The 23,386-nt window shown below is 40.9% G+C and carries 17 protein-coding genes, 1 tRNA gene and 1 pseudogene; 9 read left to right on the top strand and 10 right to left on the bottom strand.

The features are described from left to right. Positions 1-71: 71 nt before the first annotated feature. On the top strand, positions 72-887 hold the full coding sequence (locus FTT91_RS06700; RefSeq protein ID WP_004972022.1) for a rhomboid family intramembrane serine protease: 816 nt from the start codon (positions 72-74) through the stop codon (positions 885-887). Positions 888-933: 46 nt separating this feature from the next. On the opposite strand, the gene FTT91_RS06695 is transcribed toward FTT91_RS06700, so the two are convergent. After that, complete coding sequence (locus FTT91_RS06695) at positions 934-3,423, bottom strand: ABC transporter permease (protein WP_180169175.1); 2,490 nt, start codon at positions 3,421-3,423, stop codon at positions 934-936. 1 nt (position 3,424) lies between these two features. Further along, entirely contained in the window at positions 3,425-4,174 is a 750-nt protein-coding gene (locus tag FTT91_RS06690; RefSeq protein ID WP_004972026.1) for an ABC transporter ATP-binding protein, read from the bottom strand. A 12-nt stretch (positions 4,175-4,186) separates the two neighbouring features. Between FTT91_RS06690 and FTT91_RS06685 the strand changes: the two genes are divergently transcribed. After that, positions 4,187-4,816: an arylesterase gene (locus tag FTT91_RS06685; protein WP_004972029.1), complete on the top strand. Its 630-nt coding sequence runs from the start codon at positions 4,187-4,189 to the stop codon at positions 4,814-4,816. Positions 4,817-4,855: 39 nt separating this feature from the next. Here the strand turns inward: FTT91_RS06685 and FTT91_RS06680 are convergent, their stop codons facing one another. After that, positions 4,856-5,470, bottom strand: coding sequence for a carbonic anhydrase (locus FTT91_RS06680; protein WP_004972031.1), 615 nt, complete (start codon positions 5,468-5,470; stop codon positions 4,856-4,858). Between the two features lie 299 nt (positions 5,471-5,769). Between FTT91_RS06680 and FTT91_RS06675 the strand changes: the two genes are divergently transcribed. Together FTT91_RS06675 and FTT91_RS06670 are read left to right on the top strand one after the other, a co-directional pair. After that, the gene (locus FTT91_RS06675) at positions 5,770-6,831 is read left to right on the top strand and encodes an alpha/beta fold hydrolase (protein WP_026438298.1); all 1,062 of its coding nucleotides are present in this window, start codon (positions 5,770-5,772) and stop codon (positions 6,829-6,831) included. Between the two features lie 18 nt (positions 6,832-6,849). Continuing rightward, a complete protein-coding gene (locus FTT91_RS06670; RefSeq protein WP_096900977.1) occupies positions 6,850-7,863 on the top strand; it encodes a hypothetical protein in 1,014 nt (337 codons plus the stop codon). A gap of 73 nt (positions 7,864-7,936) precedes the next feature. Here the strand turns inward: FTT91_RS06670 and nfuA are convergent, their stop codons facing one another. Then, complete coding sequence (gene nfuA, locus FTT91_RS06665; protein WP_096900978.1) at positions 7,937-8,575, bottom strand: Fe-S biogenesis protein NfuA; 639 nt, start codon at positions 8,573-8,575, stop codon at positions 7,937-7,939. A gap of 157 nt (positions 8,576-8,732) precedes the next feature. Here nfuA and FTT91_RS06660 point away from each other — a divergent pair, with 157 nt between their 5' ends. The 3 genes from FTT91_RS06660 (at position 8,733) to FTT91_RS06650 (ending at position 11,662) form a co-directional block, all read left to right on the top strand. Beyond that, positions 8,733-9,350, top strand: coding sequence for a rhomboid family intramembrane serine protease (locus tag FTT91_RS06660; protein ID WP_004972041.1), 618 nt, complete (start codon positions 8,733-8,735; stop codon positions 9,348-9,350). A gap of 317 nt (positions 9,351-9,667) precedes the next feature. Then, positions 9,668-9,841 carry a hypothetical protein gene (locus FTT91_RS06655; RefSeq protein ID WP_180169174.1) on the top strand — a complete coding sequence of 58 codons (174 nt, stop codon included), beginning with the start codon at positions 9,668-9,670 and terminating at the stop codon, positions 9,839-9,841. Between the two features lie 273 nt (positions 9,842-10,114). Then, entirely contained in the window at positions 10,115-11,662 is a 1,548-nt protein-coding gene (locus tag FTT91_RS06650; protein WP_180169173.1) for a hypothetical protein, read from the top strand. 127 nt (positions 11,663-11,789) lie between these two features. On the opposite strand, the gene FTT91_RS06645 is transcribed toward FTT91_RS06650, so the two are convergent. Beyond that, entirely contained in the window at positions 11,790-13,406 is a 1,617-nt protein-coding gene (locus FTT91_RS06645) for an inorganic phosphate transporter (RefSeq protein WP_136144404.1), read from the bottom strand. A gap of 497 nt (positions 13,407-13,903) precedes the next feature. On the opposite strand from FTT91_RS06645, the gene metH reads away from it, so the two are divergent. Then, positions 13,904-17,593: a methionine synthase gene (gene metH / locus FTT91_RS06640; RefSeq protein ID WP_180169172.1), complete on the top strand. Its 3,690-nt coding sequence runs from the start codon at positions 13,904-13,906 to the stop codon at positions 17,591-17,593. A 320-nt stretch (positions 17,594-17,913) separates the two neighbouring features. Here the strand turns inward: metH and FTT91_RS06635 are convergent, their stop codons facing one another. The 3 genes and pseudogenes from FTT91_RS06635 to greB all read right to left on the bottom strand — a co-directional run bounded on the left by FTT91_RS06635 (position 17,914) and on the right by greB (position 19,989). Next, on the bottom strand, positions 17,914-19,047 hold the full coding sequence (locus FTT91_RS06635; protein ID WP_180169171.1) for a hypothetical protein: 1,134 nt from the start codon (positions 19,045-19,047) through the stop codon (positions 17,914-17,916). A gap of 268 nt (positions 19,048-19,315) precedes the next feature. Further along, positions 19,316-19,405 (bottom strand) — tRNA-Ser (locus FTT91_RS06630). A gap of 86 nt (positions 19,406-19,491) precedes the next feature. Continuing rightward, positions 19,492-19,989: pseudogene (gene greB, locus FTT91_RS06625) on the bottom strand (transcription elongation factor GreB). A gap of 363 nt (positions 19,990-20,352) precedes the next feature. On the opposite strand from greB, the gene FTT91_RS06620 reads away from it, so the two are divergent. Then, complete coding sequence (locus tag FTT91_RS06620; RefSeq protein WP_004972108.1) at positions 20,353-21,468, top strand: transglycosylase SLT domain-containing protein; 1,116 nt, start codon at positions 20,353-20,355, stop codon at positions 21,466-21,468. Between the two features lie 163 nt (positions 21,469-21,631). On the opposite strand, the gene FTT91_RS06615 is transcribed toward FTT91_RS06620, so the two are convergent. Together FTT91_RS06615 and ttcA are read right to left on the bottom strand one after the other, a co-directional pair. Further along, positions 21,632-22,015 carry an SCP2 sterol-binding domain-containing protein gene (locus FTT91_RS06615; protein ID WP_004972111.1) on the bottom strand — a complete coding sequence of 128 codons (384 nt, stop codon included), beginning with the start codon at positions 22,013-22,015 and terminating at the stop codon, positions 21,632-21,634. A gap of 248 nt (positions 22,016-22,263) precedes the next feature. After that, complete coding sequence (ttcA, locus tag FTT91_RS06610; RefSeq protein WP_104853169.1) at positions 22,264-23,184, bottom strand: tRNA 2-thiocytidine(32) synthetase TtcA; 921 nt, start codon at positions 23,182-23,184, stop codon at positions 22,264-22,266. Between the last annotated feature and the right edge of the window lie 202 nt (positions 23,185-23,386).

Below are 23,386 nucleotides of genomic sequence, written 5' to 3'. Positions count from 1 at the left end.
TGCATGGCTCCTGAAGCGTTATTTTTTCGTGTTAAGCTTAGATTGATCACTACGACACAATATTCAAATATATGTCCCAACATCCCCCAAACCTGCGCAACAATAAAGTTGAAATTCACCTGTGGTGGATTACCGCAGCCCTGATTGCAATAAACGTGGCTTTGTTTGCATGGCAAGTGCTCAACGGCATGAACATTAGCAATCCTAGCCCGCAAGATGCAATACGCTGGGGTGCTGATTATGCACCTTTAACCTTTTTGGCGGAACCCATTCGCCTGTTCAGCAGCATGTTTTTTCATTTCGGTTTAGTACATTTAATGTTAAATATGTGGGCCTTGTATATTTTTGGCAGCGTCAGTGAACAGTTGTTTGGGCGTGTCTATTTTATAGTGTTATATGTTTGCGCGGGTTTGATGGGTAGCCTGCTCAGTGGCTATGTCAGCATTCAAGACAGCTATACCCTGCTCGAACAAGGTGTCGCTAATCCAAAGCTGTTACCTAGCGTGGGTGCAGGTGCATCGGGTGCAGTGATGGGACTTGGAGCTGCACTGACGGTATTGGCGTTATTGCCCCAATTACCTCGCCAAAAATTTCTGTTGGATGGCAAGACTTTGGTGATGGTGATGGCACTGAACTTAGGTATGGGCTTTATGATCAGTGGCATTAATAATGCTGCACATATTGGCGGCATGCTCATGGGCGCAGCCATGACACTCATTTGGTACCTTGGACAACGCAGCAAACACAGTAACTTAGTGAACAGTTTTGCGATGCTCCTTGCACCATTGGGTTGTGCTGCATTTTACTGGTATTGCCATAAACTGCTTGCTCCAATTCAACCCCTTTGGCAAGAACTGCTTAGCATGATGCAACGCAGTCTGGGTTGAACAATCAACCTTTACAGCAAGTAAAACAACATCAACTAGAGATGAATCAGGACTGATTCATCTCCCTTAAACTTTGCAGTGGCGGAATATCGCATAAATAACTTAAACGATAACGTCCAATCAAGGCACACAGCACGGTCATAAATACAGGCAAAATCAGCCAGATTTCCCAATGTGGTTGCAGCATTAAATCCATGCGGTAACTGGCAACAGCACTAATGACTTCGGCAAATAAACACGCCACTATTCCCGCTATAAAGCCCATAAAACCGATTTCCAGACTCAACATACGTTTGAGTTTTTGTTTAGAACTACCAAAAGAACGCAGTAATGCGACTTCGCGTTTGCGCTCATCCATCAGCAAGTTTAAACACGCGATTAATACCAACAGCCCAGACACACTCACCAAAATGGCTAAAATGGTGATGATCTGCACCAACACATTCACAATGCGTTTAATTTCATCCAAAATTAGGCTGACATCAATAAACACTGTGTTGGCAAATTGCTGAATCAATTGAATTAGTTTCGGTTTATCTGCTTCAGGCACATAGAAACTGCCCAAATAACTGCCTGCATTTTCATCCATAGTGTGCGGTGAAAAAATAAAGAAAAAATTTGGACTAAAGCTTTCCCACTCCACCGTACGCAGATTAATCACTTCGGCTTCAAGTATGCCTTCAGGCAAACTAAAACTGAGTCGATCACCAATTTGAATGCCCAACTCGGCAGCCGTATCTGCTTCTACTGACACTTGTCCCACTGCACTGAAATTGGCTTGCCCATTTACAATGATATTATCGGCAGGATAACGGTCAGACTGTGTCAGGTTGAGTTCGCGTCTTAACGTATTGCTTTGCTGAATTAAGGCGTCGGCAAAAGGTTGATCATTTTTGGCGACCAAACGCCCGCGTATATTTGGATAAAGTGGCGTGCTGTGCCACTGCTGCTGCGTTAATTGTTGTTGAAACTCAGGCATATCAAACGGTGGCAAGCCGTAAACAAACTGATTGGGTGTTCCTTCGGGCAATTGCTGCTGCCAACGATCTAGCAGGTCGGTACGCAACACTGCAAGTACCGTAATTAAACTTAATCCTAAAGCCAATGCAGTAATTTGAAATGCCGTGACAGCAGGCGCACGAATATACGCTGCGAGTCTGCCTTTAGAATGACGCAATAATTTTAATAAACTCCACACCACTCCATACAGCAATACGCACAGCGCAATAATCGCACCAATCACCCATGTACTAAGCACTAAACTTTCGGTCAAGACCACACAAAATACGATTAGACTTAGCGTCCCTGTAAGCAACATCCACCACCAAGCGCGCATGCTTTTGTCTTGTTGGCGAATCACGCGAATCGGTGCGGTATTCAGCAATTGCAATAAATTAGGCAGCACAAAACCCAACAACACTACAGCACTCGTGAGCATGGCGATTGGCAATGGCCCAAGCAACATTTCAATGGCTGAAAATTGAATTTCCAGGTGCGGAATCAGTTGCAGCATGATTTGCAACAAAGCATAGCCCAACGTCACGCCCAAAATACTGCCAATGCCCATAGCGATAATTAAGACCAAAGCAAGCAAAGCCAAATAAGCGGCTAAAATTTGTCGTTTACTTGCACCAATACAACGTAATAAGGCGATATGATCCTGATTTTGTTGCACATAGCGCTGACTGGTCAAACCAATCGCAATCCCACACAATAAAATGGTCAGGATATTCGCTAACTGTAAAAAGGTATCTAAATTGGCAATGGGGCGCATTAAGCGAGTATTGCCTTCACTGGCATTGCGTAGTCTTAAACTACTTTGTTCTTCAAAGTTTTGTTCAGGGCTGGCCGTTTGCTGTGCCTGTGCAGGCTGTTGTGTATGTGTTTTAAAATACTGCTCAAAATTTTGTGTATCTTTGGCGCTGCCTGCCAACAACAAACGGTAATCTATGCGGCTACCCACTTGAATCGCGTGGGTACGTGCCACATCGGCCTGTGAAATAATTACTGTCGGCGAAAAACCTGAAAAACCGAGTTCCTGATTAGAATCATGTTCAATTTTGGCAGTCACGGTAAATGCTGCATCGGCAATATTCACCGTTTCACCAAGTTTAACGTGAAGCAAATCCATGGCACGTTGGCTGAGCCAAATTTCACCAGATTGAATCTTGTCCGCTGCAGGACTCACCCTCAATTCACCACGTAACGGAAAATTGTGCTCAATCGCTTTGACATTCACCATCACAAATTGCGCTTGAGTATGTGCCATCGAACTAAATACAGTCACATGCGACTGTTGTAACTGATGTGCAGTCGCCTGATCCTGCCAGTCTTGCGCAATGGGCTCATTGTCACTCAGGACTAAATCACCCGCCAACATTTCTGCCGCTTGCAACGCTACCGCATTTTGAATTTGTTCATTGCTAAACTTTAAGGCCGTGGTCGCACTAATCGCTAAAGTCAGCGCAATAATCAGTAAATATACACCACTGCTTTTAAAACTCTGCTTTAACAGCGGATGAAATAATGCGTTCATTTCATCCTCCTGTTATGGCAGCAGTTGGCTTAGCTGCAAATTGCTCAACCAATTGCCCATCAATTAAGGCATAGTGACGCTGACATTGTGCCGCCAGTTTCGGGTCGTGCGTGACCAACACCAAGGTTGTGCCCAACTCGCGGTTCAATTCAAATAACAATTGCTCAATTTCAGTTGCAGTTTCCCCATCCAAGTTTCCTGTCGGTTCATCGGCAAAAATAATTTTAGGTTCACGAATTAAAGCGCGTGCAATGGCGACACGTTGTTGCTCACCTCCCGAAAGCACTTTCGGCGTTTGCTGTGCTTGTCGTTCTAAACCCACACGTTTCAGCAAGTTGAGGGCTTTTTGTTCTGCCTCTGCATATTTAAATTTTTCCTGCAAACGTAGTGGCAACATCACATTTTCCAGTGCCGTCAAATGCGGCAATAACTGAAATGACTGGAACACAAAACCAATATGCTTTAAACGAACTTCTGCACGTTGTTCTTCGTTTAATTCTGCAATTGACTCACCACATACCACCAATTTTCCACTGCTGGCCTGATCTAATGTTGCCAAAATACCCAATAAGGTCGATTTTCCTGAACCCGAACGACCTGTAATGGCCACTTGTTCACCTTCCTGAATATCGAAGTTTAAATTCTCAAAAATGGTCAATTGTTTTTGTGCAAGTTGTATCTTTTGTGTCAAATTTTGGGCAGAAATAATCGTTTGTGGCATGATATTAGATTCTTTAGTGTTTTGAGTCATACGTTTCCCATTATGCAAAATCGCAATCTAACTAGTCGTGTCTTCCCGCGTGTGTTGCTGCTCGGACTATGTTTCAGCCCATTCGTGGTATCTGCAAAAACCATTATGATTGTAGGTGACAGCTTAAGTGCAGGTTACGGCATACAACCACAACAAGGTTGGGTTCACTTATTGCAAAAACGTTTAGAACAACAGTATCCGAAACAGCATAAAGTGGTCAATGCAAGTGTCAGTGGCGAAACCACCAGCGGCGCTTTGGCGCGTCTGCCTAAATTGCTGCAGACCCATCGTCCAGACGTTGTAGTCATTGAGTTAGGCGGAAATGATGGCTTGCGTGGACAACCGCCACAAATGATTCAAAAAAATTTAGCGAACTTAATTCAGCATAGCCAAAAAGCCAAAGCGAAAGTGGTGATTTTTGGGATGAAAATGCCGCCAAATTACGGCTCGGCGTATAGCAAAGCATTTGAAAATAACTATAAAGTGGTGAGTCAGCAATATAAAGTCAAATTACTGCCATTTTTTATGGAAGGTATTGCGGGCAATAAGCAATTGATGCAAAAAGATTTAATTCATCCAAATGCCAAAGCTCAGCCTATTTTGCTAAATAATGCTTATCCATATATCAAAGGCGCTTTATAAAGCGCCTTTGAGGAAAATCTAATTGCTGTGCGGTTCGGATTAAAAATCAAAAAAAACCACTTCACCTGTTTCCAGTGAATATTCTGCACCGACTACTTTCAACTGACCTTGTTCAATCAGGTTTTCTAAAACTGCTGAACCATGACGCAATTGATTTACCGACGCAAATACATTGGAACGTACTGCATGCTTAGACAATTTCGCCAAATCATTTTTCAGTTCAGTCTGCATTAAGGTTTCAACTGAAGGGCGAACACGGTTCACAATCGACATTAAATTTGCCGATGGTGGACAGTCTGGGCACATTAAAGTATCAATTGTCGCTTGAATTGCACCACAGTGACTGTGTCCTAAGACAACAACCACAGCACAGTCATAACGCTCTGCCGCAAATTCAACACTACCTACCTGTGATGGCGCAACCACGTTGCCCGCAACACGAATTACAAAAAGATCACCCAATCCTTGGTCAAATACCATTTCTGCAGGAACACGTGAATCTGAACATCCTAAAATAATGGCAAATGGATTTTGGTCTTCTGCCATTTCTGCACGCTGTTGGTGCGACAATTGCTTCGGATGTCTGGTATCACCAGAAACAAAACGTTGGTTTCCTTGTTTAAGACGTTCTAAAGCTTCTTGAGCTGTTAGCATTCTTGATTTACCACCGATCTTTGAAGTTGCGATATTCTAAAGCCAGTTTTTATGAATGTCACTTGCAAAAAAATATGCAGCTGCGCTTTTCTTTATTCATTTTTGTTATAAATTTTTTCACTTTTTATTGAGATAGGTCACACTTTCTACCAATTTCAAAGCTTTGATCAAAAAAGCAAGGGATGACTTTCATTTTTAAACGCCTACAATAGACAGAATACACTTGTGCAATTAGACCTAAGAGCTAGTGCCTATCATTATTGGAGCCTGTTTTGGGTTCGTCAGGGGAAGACGTTTTCATGATGAAATTTATTCGATCACGTTATCTACATACGACTTTATTGGCTTTGGGACTAAGTACATCTTGCCTTGTGCAAAGCGCTGCGCCCAATCCATATACCTTCACAAAAAACAATAACGCCAGTAACAGCAACGCAACTGAACTTAAACTATTACAAAATCATTTTCAGCAACAGCGCAAACAAGCAGGACTAAGCTCTAAAAGCATTCGTGTTGGAGATGTCGTCTGGAGCTATAACGAAGGTGGCTCGCACAGCAAACCCACAATTTTATTGATTCATGGTTTGGCAGGCACACGTGATAATTGGAACCGTGTCGCGCAATTTTTAACCCCACATTATCATGTGATTATTCCAGATTTACCCAATAGCGGTGACACCAAAACTCCAAGCAATTTTGATAATTCAGTTCCGAATGTAACTTCACAACTGCGTCAATTTATTGAAGCAATTGACTGTGAAGAAAACTTACACGTGGCAGGACATTCTTTAGGCGGCTCAATTGCAACCGTGTATGCCTCGCAATATCCTTTTGATACGCAAAGTTTATTTTTACTCAATAGTGCAGGCATTTATAAACTTGCTAATACGCCTTACACCAAAAATCCATTATCTTTAAATGACTTAATTGTGAGCAAACATGGCGATTTAGCCGACGTCGCCAAACAAATCATGCAAAGCCCGCCTGCCATGACCTCACAAATTCAACATGCGCAAGAAGAAGTCCTGATTTCTCGCTCAGAACAAACCCGTAAAGCAATTGAGCAAATTGTCAAACTCAACCGTATTTATACTCCAGACTCATTTGCACGTTTAGCAGGATCAATTGAAGCACCGACCCTGATTTTATGGGGTAAGCAAGATCGCATTATTAATGTTGAAGTGGCGAAGGAATTACAATCTTTACTCAAACGCGCCGAAACACCTGTGATTCTTAATAATGTTGGACACATGCCGTTATTGGAAGCTGAAAAACAAGTCGCACAATATTATTTGCCGTTTCTGGCTAAAACTCAGAACCTAAAAAACCCACTTGCTGATAAACTGATTCCTCTAAATTAATTATTATATAAAACCTTCATGCAGAAACATCCCATCATTGAGCAACTAATTGAAGCTCAGCTTGATTTTTTAGATCAAGAATTTAACCAAAGTGAAATGGTACAAACTGAATTTGTGCAGTTTTACCAATGGTTTCGCAAACAAAGCTTACAAGATTTATGGACATCTGAAGCCATTCATCAACTGATTCAACATCAAATTTTAAATACACCTGCCAGTTCATTTTTAGTGGAACAAATTGCTGAGCATATTCGTTTTGCACTGGTACACCCTGTTAATGACAGCAGTAAAATTGCCGATGTGATACCTGTGCTGACCATCGACAAAATTGCACAATATGTTGCAAGTAAAAGTGGACATCGTCAGCGTTTGATTAAAGCCGTGGTGAATAATCCTGCCTTTGCCGCCATGATTACCCAACTCATTCAACATTCCATTCAGGATTATATGGATAATTCGGTGATCGCCAAAAGCGTGCCTGGCGTATCGCGTTTTATGAAAATGGGTAAATCGGTTTTGGAAAGCGTTACCGATACCAATTTAGACCAGACCATTCAGCATTATTTGCAAAAAAATGTGCAGAAGCTGACTCAAATGAGCGAGTCGGTGCTTAATCAACATTTTGATGAGGAAAAACTGTATCACTTCCAAGCCAATTTATGGCACAAAGTTAAAGACTTGCCACTTTCCGTTTTAAAAAATTATATTGAAGTACAAGACCTATCCCAAACTGTCAATTTAGGACATGAAATTTGGGATCATTTACGCCAAAGTGACTATTTGAAACAGCAAGTGCATGATGGGGTTTATGCGTGGTATGTACGCAATCAGGCGCGCCCTTTTGACTTGTTATTGCACGACTTAAACATTGATGAAGCGCTAGTCCAACAACAATTACAACAACTGTTAAATCCAGTCATTCAAAAAATGATCGCTGAAGGCTATTTAAAGCAACGTGCGCGCCATTATTTAGAGAAATTTTATTATTCTGAAAAAACACAACAAATTTTAAATCTACAAACGAATGAATAGGGTCTGTTGACAATTTCAGATAAAAAATAACCTCCTAAAATTTAGGAGGTTATTTTTAAGCGAGGCTTAGAGCTTATTTAAAATAAGCACCTTCAGATTGACTGTGGTCAGTCTGATCCACCACACGCATCAATTCAGGTACGTGTTGTTTCAAGGTTGTTTCAACACCTTGCTTTAAAGTCACATCAATCGCTGAACATCCTTGGCAACCGCCACCAAATTTCAATACTGCAGTTAAGCCGTGTTCTTCATCTTCAACCACTTCAACCAAAGCACAGTTACCACCATGCCCTGCTAAACCTGGGTTAATTTCAGACTGTAAAACATAAGTAATGCGTTCTTCTACTGAAGCATCTGGGCCTACGCGTGGCACTTTTGAGTTCGGTGCACGGAAAGTCAATTGACCACCAAAACGGTCTTTGTTGTAGTCAATTACGGCATCCAATAAATATGGAATAGACGGCGTATCAATAAATGCAGGAAAGTCTGGATATTCCTGTTTGTAGTCTGTAGGTACAACTTCATCGGGCGCACTATAAGCCATGCAACATTCAGCACGCGGTGTACCAGGATTTTCCACAAAAACACGCACACCAATACCCGGTGTATTTTGCTTTGCCAATAAATCCTTCAAATACTCTTGAGCAGTTGGCGTAATCAATAAGTTTGGAATTTCATCTACAACTGCTGTGCTGCTGTTCTCAGTCGACATAACAATAATTTCCTCAAGCTGAAGTGGCTATTTTAACTGAAGATGCGGGGGAATAAAAAAAAATCAACCAAAATTGTCGGATTTATTCCTAAAGTTCGACTCAAACTCAGTTTTGATGCATTATTACAGCAGAATTCAAGTAAAAGAATAGGCGTTTATGCTCGATTTACCTTTTAATCATACCGTGACCATTATCATTATTACGGTCATTGTGTCTATGTTGGCGTTTTCCAAACAAGAATTAATGAATCGTCTGATTTTTTGGCCGCCTGCTATGCAACGTGGTCAATATGACCGCTTCATTACCCATGGTTTTGTGCATGCCGATGGTGCGCATTTGCTGTTCAATATGATTACCCTGTTTTTCTTTGGCAGCATTATTGAAAGTTTTTATCGCCAATACGTCTATGATTTAGGCTTTGTTTTATTCTATTTGGGTGGTTTAATCGCCGCGATTATTCCAAGTTATTTAAAGCATAAAAATGACCATCGTTGGGCCAGCTTAGGCGCATCTGGTGCTGTATCTGCGGTGTTGTTTGCCTATATTTTGTTTGAGCCGTGGAAGTTGATTTTCGTGTTCTTTATTCCAGTGCCTGCCATTATTTTTGCAATACTGTATGTAGCGTATAGCATTTGGTCGGGTAAACGCGGCAATTCCAATATTAATCACAGTGCGCATTTATGGGGTGCGGCCTATGGTGTGATTGTGACTATTTTAATTGAACCACGCATCTTGCCTCACTTCCTGAATAAACTGGCGCAACTGCCGTTTTAACTTTTGAAACTATAACGACTCGGTACATCTACCACTGAGTCGTTGCTACTTTAAAGAATTTTCAAATCCGTCAATAGACTGCTTTCATAAATCCGCTTAACACCATCATTTATTGCCTCTCATCTTCAGCCTCTCTCATTGGGCAAAACGACTTTCAATCGTCATTTTATGAACTGCTGATAAGTATTTTTGATTGATGAAAGCATCTGAATGATCCAATACAGCATAAAGCACACAACAAATAACATGCAGTTACTCGACAAGCACTTATACTAAGAATATAAAGACTAAAACTATCAAGCAATTAGGAGTCAGCCATGAAAAAGTTTGCACTTCTAAGCGCCCTGTTACTCAGTCTAGGATTAAGCGCCTGTGCCGTACATACCCCTGAAGGCAGTGTAGTGATTGATCCTGACCGCACGATCTACCCGAAAGGCTATTATCCACACCAACATCCGCATGGTGATGGTGATTTTTGTCCTCCAGGTTAGGCGAAAAAAGGACGTTGTTAAGCTGTTGGTCTGAATAAATAAAACATTGTTGATACAGCATCAGACTCATTTATGATTAGAACCTAAACATTTAAACACTGACCTTTAAATCTCAACAACATTTCATTCACATTAAAAACCTTTACACTTCGTGAAGGTTTTTTTATTCAAATTTCACTCAATTTTGGTAGTTTTTGCTACCCCATATCGCAACTTGGCATAGATAATGTATACATCTGTATATTAATTTCAATTTAGTTTGCGAGTTTTTGCATGTCCACTTCTTACGATGGCTTACAGTTTCCAATTCATCCAGAAAATCATAAACCCAGCACCTCAAGCACGGGCAAACAAATTATTGCCGAAGCCTTAGCCACAGTCGATCATCAAAGCTCAGTCGATGCTTTGGCAGAAAAAAACTGGCGTAAACACTATCCAAAATACTTTAAAGCCCTCGTGACCAATGGTATTCGTGAACAAGCTAACGCAATTCAAATTGCAGAAGATGGTTTAAGAAAAGCGCATCAAAGTTTTGAGTTTTATCGTCATGAGCAAAAATATGTGCTGAAAGATGTCATGCTCTTGCCTACTGAAACTTTACATACCTTTAAATTACAAGGCAGCAGCCAAGCAGCACCCGAATGGTATGTGCCGTATCGTGGGCAAAAGTTACAAGGTCAAGCTCTACTAGATCAAATTGCAATTTGGCTAGCAGCAGGCATTATTGAACCAAGTCATGCCGAAGCGTTAAATGCTGCAATCGCGCATCCTGAATGGTTTGATTTGTCTGACCGTAACATGGTGCTATTTGGTGCAGCTTCAGAAGCAGGGCCACTCACATGGTTAGCCAAATGGAAAGCCAATATTATTGCAGTCGATTTACCAAATAGCCGTGTGTGGAATAAAATTTTAAGCACTGTGCAACAAGGCAATGCCACCTTATATGCACCCAGTACAACACAACTCGCGGCAGATACCCCACTTGATATTTTAACAGAACAATTGGGTGTAAATCTGCTAACGCAAACCCCAGAAATTGCACAATGGTTAGCTCAAAAACCTGAAACGCTAGATTTAGCAGCCATTGCCTATTTAGATGGTGAAAAACACGTGCGTGTTGCGATGGCGATGGATGCCATTATGCAATATGTCAGCGAACACAAAGCTGATAGCAGCCTTATGTTTATGTGTACCCCAACCGATGTTTATGCCGTTCCTGAAGAAGTGATTAGCGCATCGGCAGAGAAGTTTCAGCAGCGTTCACAAGGGCAAAAGCTACTCACCAAAAGTATTGAAACCATTTCACGCAGTCATTTCTTCCAAAAGAATCTGCATAATTTAATTGCTTCAGACAATGGTCAACATTATGGTATTGCCGACTGTTTGGTGGTTGAACAAGGGCCAAACTATGCTTTAGCAAAACGCATCCAGCAATGGCGTGCAATTTTAGCGCGTCATCAAGGACAGCATGTCAGCATCAATATTGCACCTTCGACCACCACACACTCTGTGACCAAAAATCCATTACTCAAAGCAGCATTTAGTGGCGCAAGTTTGTTTGATGTTGAAGCATTTAGCCCTGAAACCACCAATGCGATTATGGCGGCATTGTGGATTCATGACTTACGCAATCCAAACTCGGCAGCCAATCCTGAAGTGAAACTTGAGCATCCGCTCGAATTGATGATGGAAGGTGCGAACCATGGTGGATTGTGGCGCGTGGCGTATTTGGCACGAACGGCCCTACCTTTCGCTGCGCTCTATGGCTTTGCTGCAGATAAATTACCGCTGGACAAAGTCATCCAAAAATTTAAAAAATAATGTAAACCGCTAATCTATCTATTCAAAAACTTGCCTGCAAATATTTCTCTAGACTGATCTGCAGGTATAAAAAAGCGCTGTATCATCACAGCGCTTTTTTATACCACTCAAAAAAGTTGAGAATGGATTAAAACACTTTTAAGAACAACCAGAACAAGCTACCCGATAAACAAATTGTCGCAGGTAAAGTGAAAATCCAAGCCGAAAGAATTGTACGCACCATTTGGAAATTCAGACCCGATTTATTTGCCACCATGGTACCTGCCACCGCACTGTTCAGTACGTGTGTAGTTGAAACTGGCATCCCCAAACCATCTGCAGCAGCAATAGTTGACATTGCCACAAGCTCGGCAGACATACCTTGACCATAAGTCATGTGCTGCTTACCGATACGTTCACCAACAGTCACCACAATACGTTTCCAGCCGACCATCGTACCCAAGCCTAGTGCTAAGGCAACGGCAACTTTGACCCAAGTTGGAATGTATTGTAAGAATGAATCTAAATGGCTGCGGTAGCTTTTAACCACTTTTTTCTGTTCTTCCGACATTTCAGGCAAGGCATTGGCTTTGTCTAAACGCTTGAATGAAGTCGTGCTTAAATACATATCATTACGCATTTCTGCTACTTCAGCTTCAGGCACATCTTTCAAGTTGCCATATTGACCCACACGCTCACCCAAATGATCCGTTAAGCTTGCCAAAGCAGGCACGACTTCAGGAGTAATTTCTTTGGTCTGAATATAACTAGTAATAATCTGACGCGCTTTTTCATCTGGCATATCGGCATGTTGTGGATAAATCACATCAGCCGTTTGCGTTGAAAGCTGCTGGAACGATTGAATGTGGTTTTGGCCTAACTCTTTATTTAATGAGTACGCCAACGGGACAATCCCGATCAAAATCAACATGATTAAACCCATGCCTTTTTGACCATCGTTTGAACCATGCGCAAAACTTACCCCAGTACAAGTAAAAATTAGAATGGCACGAATCAGTGGTGGTGGTGGCTTATTGCCTTCAGGCGGCTGGAACAACTCCATTTGTTTCTTGAAGATTTTTTTCACCAAGAAGAACAAAATCGCAGCAAAAGCAAAACCAATCAGTGGCGAGAACAATAAAGCCTTGCCCACTTTCATGACTTGTTCCATATCTACACCACTTGCACCCGCACCTGAGTTAATCAAGTAGTTCATAATCCCCACACCTAAAATCGAACCGATTAAAGTGTGCGAACTTGAAGCAGGAATACCGAAGTACCACGTTCCCAAGTTCCAGACAATCGCGGCAATCAACATGGCAAAAACCATGGCAAAGCCTGCGCCTGAACCGACATTCATAATTAGTTCGACTGGAAGTAAGGCAATAATACCGTAGGCAACTGCGCCACTGGCGACCATCACCCCAAGGAAGTTACAGAAACCCGCCCACATTACTGCCACAGGTGCAGACAGGGCATTGGTATAAATAACCGTTGCCACTGCGTTAGCTGTGTCGTGGAAACCATTCACAAATTCAAAGCCTAAGGCAATGAATAAAGCGGTCGCCAATAAAATCACCGAGTACATGCTTAGCGCAGGCACGTGGGATAAATCCGCAGACAATTGGAAACCAATATAAATAAGGGTAGAAACGATGATCGTTAAAAACACCGGCATAAAAAATTTCGGTGTAGGCACATGAACATTGGTCGATTTAGTGGTCGACTTGTGTGCTGAATCTACAGGAGTTGGATTAGAATTCATGCAAGCAGAAAAGAGGATTTAAAATCCCCTTATTGTTCAATTAAATTGTGACAATTATATGACAAAGAGCTGCTATATAAAGCAACTTTCATACTTTATTTTCACACTTTAAGCTGTTTTTTTTGTGCATAAAATTAAAATTAACATTTAAATTTAAACACTTAGAATAAATAAACCTACTTTTCTTATGCCATTCTCTCAAATTTAGATTGTTACACCTTTGTCATATTTGCCTAAAGTGTCAGACAAAATTCACCGTGAGCCAATTTTGCCTGAGCAATATGACAAAGCGATGACGCATCAAAGTAAAATCAAAATTAGAATGTTCCTCATCACAACTTTTATTTAGGTTCAAAAGCTACAGCAAAATCCTAAAAATACTGCTTTATGCACTATTTTTACGACTTCCACTCTCTCTGGTCGCTTCAAGTGCACGAAAGCCGTGCGAACTCTGCTAAAATAGCGCTCATTTCGGATTCAGTCATAAAGGGTTTTTTATGTCCACGCTTACCACCCTGAAAGCGCTTCTTGCCCAAAGAATTTTAATTATCGATGGTGCTATGGGTACTATGATTCAACGCCATCAATTGGAAGAAGCCGATTATCGTGGTGAGCGTTTTGCAGATTGGGCACATGACCTCAAAGGCAACAATGATTTATTGGTACTGACCCAACCGCACATTATTCAGGGTATTCACGAAGCCTACTTAGATGCGGGTGCAGACATTATTGAAACCAACAGCTTTAACGGCACACGCGTTTCTATGTCTGACTATCACATGGAAGATTTGGTTCCAGAAATTAACCGCGAAGCAGCGCGTTTAGCCAAAGCTGCCTGTGAAAAATATTCAACACCAGACAAACCACGTTTTGTGGCAGGTGTACTTGGGCCAACATCGCGTACCTGTTCAATTTCACCAAATGTAAACGACCCTGCATTTCGTAACATTAGCTTTGATGCACTCAAAGAAAACTATATTGAAGCTGCGCATGCCTTAATTGAAGGTGGTGCAGATATCCTGCTCATTGAAACTGTATTTGACACCTTAAACTGTAAAGCTGCGATTTTTGCGGTCAAAGAAGTGTTTAAACAGCTCGGGCGTGAATTGCCGTTGATGATTTCAGGTACCATTACCGATGCTTCAGGACGTACCTTAACGGGTCAAACTGCAGAAGCTTTCTGGAACTCGGTACGTCATGGCGATTTACTTTCAATTGGTTTTAACTGTGCTTTGGGCGCAGATGCCATGCGTCCACACGTTAAAACCGTTTCAGACGTTGCCGATGTGTTTGTTTCTGCACACCCGAACGCGGGCTTACCCAACGCATTTGGTGGTTATGATGAAACGCCTGAAGAAACCGCAGCTTTCCTCAAAGAATTTGCTGAAAGCGGCTTGATCAATATTACAGGCGGTTGCTGTGGTACAACGCCTGATCATATCCGCGCGATTTACAATGCGGTAAAAGACATTCCACCACGTAAAATTCCAGAAATTAAACCTGCCTGTCGTTTAAGTGGTTTAGAACCATTTAACATTTATGACGACTCTTTATTTGTGAACGTGGGTGAACGTACCAACGTCACAGGCTCTAAAAAATTCTTACGTTTAATTCGTGAAGAAAACTTCGCCGAAGCTTTGGATGTTGCACGTCAGCAAGTCGAAAGTGGCGCACAAATCATCGACATCAACATGGATGAAGGCATGCTCGATTCAGAAGGTGCGATGGTGCACTTCCTGAACTTGGTGGCTTCTGAGCCTGATATTTCCCGTGTACCCATCATGATTGACTCATCTAAATGGGAAATCATTGAAGCAGGCTTAAAATGTGTACAAGGTAAAGCCGTTGTTAACTCCATTTCCTTAAAAGAAGGATATGATGAGTTTGTCGAAAAAGCCCGCCTCTGCCGCCAATACGGTGCAGCCGTTATTGTGATGGCTTTTGACGAAGTGGGACAGGCCGACACAGCAGCACGTAAACGTGAAATTTGTAAACGCTCTTATGATGTGTTGGTCAATGATGTTGGCTTCCCTGCTGAAGACATTATTTTTGACCCGAACGTGTTTGCAGTTGCCACTGGTATTGAAGAACACAACAACTACGCGGTCGATTTCATTGAAGCCACTGGCTGGATTAAACAAAACTTGCCACACGCCATGATTTCGGGTGGTGTATCGAACGTATCCTTCTCTTTCCGTGGTAACGAACCTGTACGTGAAGCCATTCACGCTGTATTCCTCTACCATGCAATTCAGCAAGGCATGACCATGGGGATTGTCAACGCAGGTCAGTTGGCCATTTACGATGACATTCCAAAAGAACTCAAAGAAGCGGTTGAAGCCGTTATTTTGAACCAAAACCAAGGTGAAACTGGTCAGGACGCCACAGAAAAACTGCTGGAAGTGGCCGAAAAATATCGTGGTCAGGCAGGTGCGCAAAAAGCCGAAGAAAACTTGGAATGGCGTAATGAATCTGTCGAAAAACGTCTTGAATATGCCTTAGTCAAAGGTATCACCACCTTTATTAATGAAGATACTGAAGAAGCACGTCTAAAAGCCAAACGTCCTTTAGATGTAATTGAAGGCCCATTAATGGACGGCATGAACGTTGTGGGTGACTTGTTTGGTGCAGGTAAAATGTTCCTGCCTCAAGTTGTGAAATCTGCCCGTGTGATGAAACAAGCCGTTGCATGGCTCAACCCGTACATTGAAGCTGAAAAAACCGAAGGTCAGTCTAAAGGTAAAGTTTTGATGGCAACGGTAAAAGGTGACGTTCACGACATTGGTAAAAACATTGTGGGCGTGGTGTTAGGCTGTAATGGTTACGATATTGTCGATTTAGGCGTGATGGTACCTGCAGAAAAAATCCTGCAAACGGCTATTGACGAAAAAGTCGATATTATTGGTTTGTCTGGCCTGATTACCCCATCTTTAGATGAAATGGTTTTTGTTGCCAAAGAAATGCAGCGTAAAGGCTTTAATATTCCATTATTGATTGGTGGTGCGACCACATCTAAAGCACATACAGCAGTTAAAATTGATCCACAGTTCTCAAATGATGCAGTGATTTACGTTGCCGATGCTTCGCGTGCCGTGGGTGTTGCAACAACCTTGCTCTCTCCAGAAATGAAACCTGCTTTTGTTGCAGAGCATCGTGCGGAATACGCTAAAATTCGTGAACGTATTGCCAATAAGCAACCAAAAGCTGCGAAATTGTCGTATGCAGAAGCCATCGACAATGGTTTAAAAATTGATTGGGACAACTACACGCCTGCAGTACCAAAATTAATTGGTACACAAGTGCTGACCAATTACCCGCTTGAAACCTTGTTGCCATACTTTGACTGGACACCATTCTTTATTTCTTGGAGTTTGGCGGGCAAATTCCCGAAAATTCTGGAAGATGAAGTGGTGGGCGAAGCTGCAACCGACTTATATAACCAAGCGCAAGCCATGCTCAAAGATATTATTGCAAATAATCGCTTTGATGCACGTGCAGTCTTTGGGATTTACCCTGCCAACCGTTCTGCGGCAGATTCAGTACAAGTATATGATGCAGCACGTAATCAAGTAACGCATACCTTCCATCATATTCGTCAACAGTCAGACAAAGTCACAGGTAAACCAAACTTGTCTTTGGCAGACTTTGTCGCAACTACAGAGCAAGGGCAAGATTACTTGGGCGGCTTTACCGTGTCGATTTTTGGTGCGGAAGAAATGGCCAATGAGTTTAAAGCCAAAGGCGATGACTATTCTGCCATTTTGGTGCAGTCTTTGGGTGACCGTTTTGCAGAAGCATTTGCAGAGCATTTGCATGAGCGTATTCGTAAAGAATTCTGGGGCTATCAGCCAAATGAGCAGCTAAGTAATGAAGAGCTAATTAAAGAGAAATATGTGGGGATTCGTCCTGCACCAGGCTACCCTGCTTGCCCTGAACACTCTGAAAAAGCGACACTGTTTAACTGGTTAGGTTCAACTGAAAAGATTGGCACACAGCTGACCAGCAGCTTTGCGATGTGGCCGCCTTCATCTGTGAGTGGCTTCTACTATGCCAACCCTGCTTCTGAGTACTTTAACGCAGGTAAAATCTCGTTAGATCAGCTTGAAGATTACGCACAGCGTAAAGGCTGGAGTTTAGATGAAGCGAAGCGTTGGTTAGCTCCAAACTTGGATGATTCGATTAATTAATTGCTTTATGCCGCTTGGGTAGTTCATCGGCCCATGCGCTCTACATAATGTCATTTCAAAAACCAGTGAATTGTATAATTCACTGGTTTTTTGTTTAATGGGACAGTTCGTTATTTAGTCTGAGGTTATTGAGTGATTAGTCTGTTAGAGGTGTTTTTCACCTTTACACAATGGGTAAGGCATTCAGCTAAACGAACCCCACAGAGAGAACAAAGCGACTACTATTAAGTTAGTAGCCGCTTTTCCACCTATTTTGCCTTGTGATGAATGAGAGTAATTACTATTCATCAACAATCATCAGTAGAGGTTATAGCTTACTCCTAAACAGCTATTGAAGTGACTTTCTTTGCACCACCAAGAACTGCTGCAATTTTAATCAAACCGATATAAGATAAAAAAATCTCTGAATCGGCAAAATAGTTTGGATAAGCTTCTTTTAATCCCCCAATAGCATTCGTTGAAAGAAATGCAACTATCCATTTTTCATCTTTTGATAATAATTGCTCATATTGACTATATCTTTGAGAAGCCAATGTTTGCTCTGAGTTTGCAAAAAATTCATGTTCAATCTTTCTTGTCTGCACATTAAGTCGAATTAGTATAAATCCATCCCTGCTGTTTTTTGCAGTCAATACAGTATTCAAATCATTTAAAGTAACACAATAGGTTTTTAAATGGTTTTCTATAGTGATTCCACCTACAGAGCGATCCATAAAATTTTTTATATCAATACATTGATTTATAAGGTGTTGGGTCTGAACAACTTTAGTTAAATATTCTTTTGTTAACTGACCTTTATCATTCTCAAGAAAACCTTTCAAATTTTCAATAATTTGAAATTGATCACTTACATCTTTAAAAAATTTTTTATAATCATAAAGACCATCATTACTTTTTAGATCTTGCCCTGTAAAAATATCAACAATTTCTAATGTTGTTGCCCAACTATGCTGAAGTTTAGTACGAATTTGAAATTCAATTTTTCTTTCTTCATTTAACTTATTGTTAAACTTACCAACTATGTGTATGCATCTATACCCATCATTTTTGGGGTTAAGTATGTAGTTGTCCATTTTTATAAATTTTCCATCATTATAAAAACAATGTTCATTTGCTAAAACTTTAAAAATAGCATTTACTTGTTTTAAATTTTCAACAACTACTCTTATACCACCTATATCCTGCATATTTTTGAGTTGCATGCCATCAAAACGTTTAAGTTTTTTCTTAATTGACTCAAATCGTTTTAATCTTTTAGCAGTAAATGCTTTCTTATCAATTCGATAGATAAAGCGATTTAATAAATTGTGTGCTTCATTCAAAGGCTGAATATGACTATCTCTCCAATATGTTAGTATTTGCATAGTACGTTCTAGCAATTGGTGGTCATCTAATAAACTATCATTAATTAAAGCTTCGCCTGCGCGAGTTACATCTTTTTTTGAGAAGGTCATAAGTAAAAATAAATGTTTTTTATTATTTTATTGTATTTCATATATCTATACCATTTTAAAGTTCGCTTATTGATTAATTATTAATCTAAAAATCATTAATTTTCCAAGTTGAGATTCTAACAAAAACCTAGTCTTTTTTAGACCTAATCAAAATTATCTACACAAATATTATAATTATTGGGAAAGTCAAGCTCATATTATAGTAATTAAAACTAGAAAACTTTAGCTCAAAAAAAAGACCCTTGAAAATCAAGGGTCTTTTTAAATTTGGCGGAAGCGGTGAGATTCGAACTCACGGAGGACTCACACCCTCGTCGGTTTTCAAGACCGGTGCATTAAACCGCTCTGCCACGCTTCCAATGGCGGCTATCATATAAAGAAAAATTCAGCTTGGCAAATAGTTTCTAAAAATTATGATCCAAATGTTCAAAATAAAATCAAAAATCAGTCATTTTCTGCAATTTCAGGCTTTTCATAGCGTATCGAATTAATAAACCAACTCTTTTTGCCCAACGGCGTCTGCACTTCCACCTCATCATCTACCTGTTTAGACAACAAAGCTCGAGCCATAGGTGAATCAATCGAAATATGTTGTGGGTGATGATCATAAATTTCATCCACGCCCACAATTCTCAAGGTCTTTTGCTCGCCTTGTTCATTTTCAATTTCGACCCATGCGCCAAAATATACTTTACCCTCTTGTTCTGGTGCAAAATCGACAATACGCAGCTCTTCTAAACGCTTGCCCAAATAACGTACCCGACGGTCAATTTTACGCAAAAGCTGTTTGTTATATTGGTAATCTGCGTTTTCAGAGCGATCGCCGAGGCTTGCCGCCTAGTTTACTTTTTTGGTGATTTCAGGGCGTTCTTCATGCCACAAATGCTGTAACTCAGCCACGAGTTTATCGTGTCCAGAACGTGTAATTAAGTTAGATTTCATGGTGTTTTTGCAGCCGGTTTTTTACATTTGGTTAACATCAATCCTATATTTTATTGCATTTTTATACACAATAAAAATTTATAAAATTTATTTCTCAATGAAATGAATATCTTATGTTACATTTTTCAAAAAATTTATGTACAAAATTTGACATCCAAAATTTTCATCTTTATTATTCGCACATCTTTTAGTTTTGATCACTTTTTAACCTGTGTATAAATTTTACACATTTTCCCTTTAATCCCAAGTCATTTTGAATGACGTCATGAATGCCCAACCCTTATTGAATTTATCAAACTTGAAAAAGTTTAAGGTGTGTTGCCTTTGCTTTTTAGGGCATAAATTACTTGTAGCGGAGCCAACATGCACAGTAGTTCAACGTCTGGGTCTAGGCTTAGCCTTCACTCATTTTTTAATCGCCTCCCATTCAAAGTCCTCGCTTTCAGTACTGTTCTTCTCCCATTCCACAGTATTAACGCAGGCAAAGCCGTTCATCAATTTGACAGCGTCGTCAATCAGAACAAATTGACCGTTGTGTCTGTGGAAAATCCAACCACAGTGTTTAAAGATGGACAACATTTACATGGCTTTGGTTATGACCTTGTGCGTAACTATGCCGACAGCATGAATGTGAAACTCGAATTTAAAACGGTAAGCGACAATGCGACCGCTTTAAAATGGGTGTCTTCTGGTAAAGCGAACTTTGCCATGACCACGTCGAGTATCCAAAGCATCGAAAAGCAGCAACTCACGGCATTTTCTGCCAGTTGTGGCGATTTAAATACTTTAAAGCGTAATGGTTTAAATAGTGAGCTGAACTGGGTGTTTAAACACGCAGATGATCCTCTTAGCCAAACCGCAAGCAACTTTGTTTGTCGTGGCAAGCAAAACGGCTCAATTACCCAATTGGCTTCATTTTATAATCGTAATGTGGTCAAACAAGAATCGTGGGATGTGATCCAGCGGGATTTGCGTAATCGTTTACCTTTATATAAGGCCAACTTTAAAAAGACTGCCACGCAGTACGATTTAGACTGGCATCTTTTGGCGGCAATTGGTTATCAGGAATCTTACCTCAAACCCAACTCGGTTTCGCCAACAGGTGTGCGCGGTATTATGATGCTGACCAATAATACAGCCAAAGCGATGGGCGTAAGCAACCGTACCGATCCTGCACAAAGTATTCAGGGTGGTGCTAAGTATTATGACCAAATGCTCAGCCGTTATGAGCATATTCCATTTCCTGATCGTAACTGGTATGCCCTAGTCGCTTATAACATGGGTCCTGGTGCAGTCAGTCAAATTCAGAAGCGTATTCGCTCACAAGGCAAAAACCCGAACAATTGGGTTAACCTATATGCGTATTTAGACCGTAACAAAGCGAGCAACGGTCGTTATCGTCAAGCAGTGCAATATGTGACTCGTATTCGCGCCTACCTTGAGCATATTAAGACCACACCGCAATTGGTGAATATCTAAAATTTACCTCGCGTGATTGAGTTGCAGTGTATATCAGCCACAATTCAAACATGAATAATGCGCTGTTAAAGCTGCAGTGCATAAAAAAGCCTAGTTGATACTTCAGCTAGGCTTTTTTGTACTATAGCGGGAAATTCGCCTGCTACAGCGTAAATCGCTTGAATTAAGCAGATTGCTCAAGAATCTTCTTAAATAAGTCTTTTTGTTCTTGGCTTGGTTTTGCAGTTTGTAATGCCATTAATTGTGACATATCGCCCTGTACTTTGATTTTACCTGTCATAAAGGCTTGCATAGCAGCCGCCATGTCAAACTCTAGGAATACTTTACGTAAAGTTTCCGCATCCATATTTAATGTTGTTTTTGCGTTGTCCGCCAAACCTTTTTGGATTTTACCGCCATCTAAAGACAATTCTGTGTTGCCTGCAGCATCAGTCACCACTAAGTTAATTGCCAGATTTGCAAGTGCTGGAGGTAGGTTTAAATCACCAGCTTGAGCCGTTAGATTTTCTACAGTTGCAAACCAATCATCAGTTAAAAAAGCAGGCATGATTTTTCCTCAATATATTTGTGCATGTGTGTTGTCTATCCAGACACCATCATTATTAAGCTGTTTTGCTTGCTGATTGTTATAGCATGAACCTTTCGTGAAAGGCTAAGAAATTTTGTACGGGACGTTCAGTTTTTGTATTTTTAGTCGAAATGACGACTTTCTCAAATAAATCAAATTCATAAAAAAACACCAAGCTCTGGCTTGGTGTTGATTACATTTTAAAGGGATTGACAGGCTGTTATCGCTTAGTCTGCAGCGTAGCCTAAATTGACCATATTGATGCGTTTGTTTTGCTCTGCTGCGTTTTGTTCGGCCTGATCGGCAAAATCAAATACGCGCTGGCTGTCTAACGCTTCAAAGTCGAATAATTCACGGTCTGCCAACTGCGATGGCGATACATTCTGTAATGCGCCAAAAATACTGTGCAAACGCTTAGGATGTGCTTTATCCCACTCACGTAACATGTCGTTAATAATGGCACGCTGTAAGTTTTCCTGTGAACCACACAAGTTACACGGAATAATTGGGAATTTACGCATTTCTGCATATTTAATGATGTCTTTTTCTTCCACATAAGCCAGTGGACGAATCAGCATATTTTTCTTGTCTGATGACAACAACTTCGGTGGCATGGCTTTTAAGCTACCGCCATGGAACAAGTTTAAGAAAAAAGTCGCCAAAATATCATCACGGTGATGCCCAAGCGCCACTTTGGTTGCCCCTATTTCCTGCGCAAAGCCATACAAAGAACCACGACGTAAACGCGAACACACTGCACAGTAAGTTTTACCTTCAGGCGTTAAACGCTTGGTGATGCTATAGGTGTCTTTTTCTAATATGTAATATGGGATGTTATTTTCTTCTAAATAACGCGGCAATACATCTTCAGGGAAGCCTGGTTGCTTTTGGTCTAAGTTCACAGCCACCACATCAAAATTGATGGGTGCGATGCGCTTGAACTGCAACATAATGTCCAACAAGGTATAACTGTCTTTACCACCAGAAATACACACCATGACTTTATCGCCATCTTCAATCATGTTGAAGTCACGAATCGCATGCCCGACTTGACGACGCAGCTTTTTCAACAAACGATAATACGCAGAGCTGGTTGGAAGTTCTGGTTTGAAATTAAAGCCTTGATCGGACTCAACTGGTGAGAACATAGACGCGATTAACCCATGAAAAAAATTACCGCGCAATTTTAGCCGATTCAGACCAATCCCGCATCAAAAGAATGTAATTTCATCGTAATCTTCCTTTTCGTCAAAGAACTTAATTTCTGACTGCGCGTTCATTTCTGTTTACACACTTTATTTCTATCTGCGCAGATCGTTTTTTTCTGTGGCAAGTTTGAACCCTCAGGTT

This window comes from Acinetobacter sp. YH12021, assembly GCF_013420145.1.
GTDB classification, from domain to species: domain Bacteria; phylum Pseudomonadota; class Gammaproteobacteria; order Pseudomonadales; family Moraxellaceae; genus Acinetobacter; species Acinetobacter towneri.
Note: the sequence above shows the minus strand (reverse complement) of the source record. Positions and strands in the feature narration are given on the sequence as shown.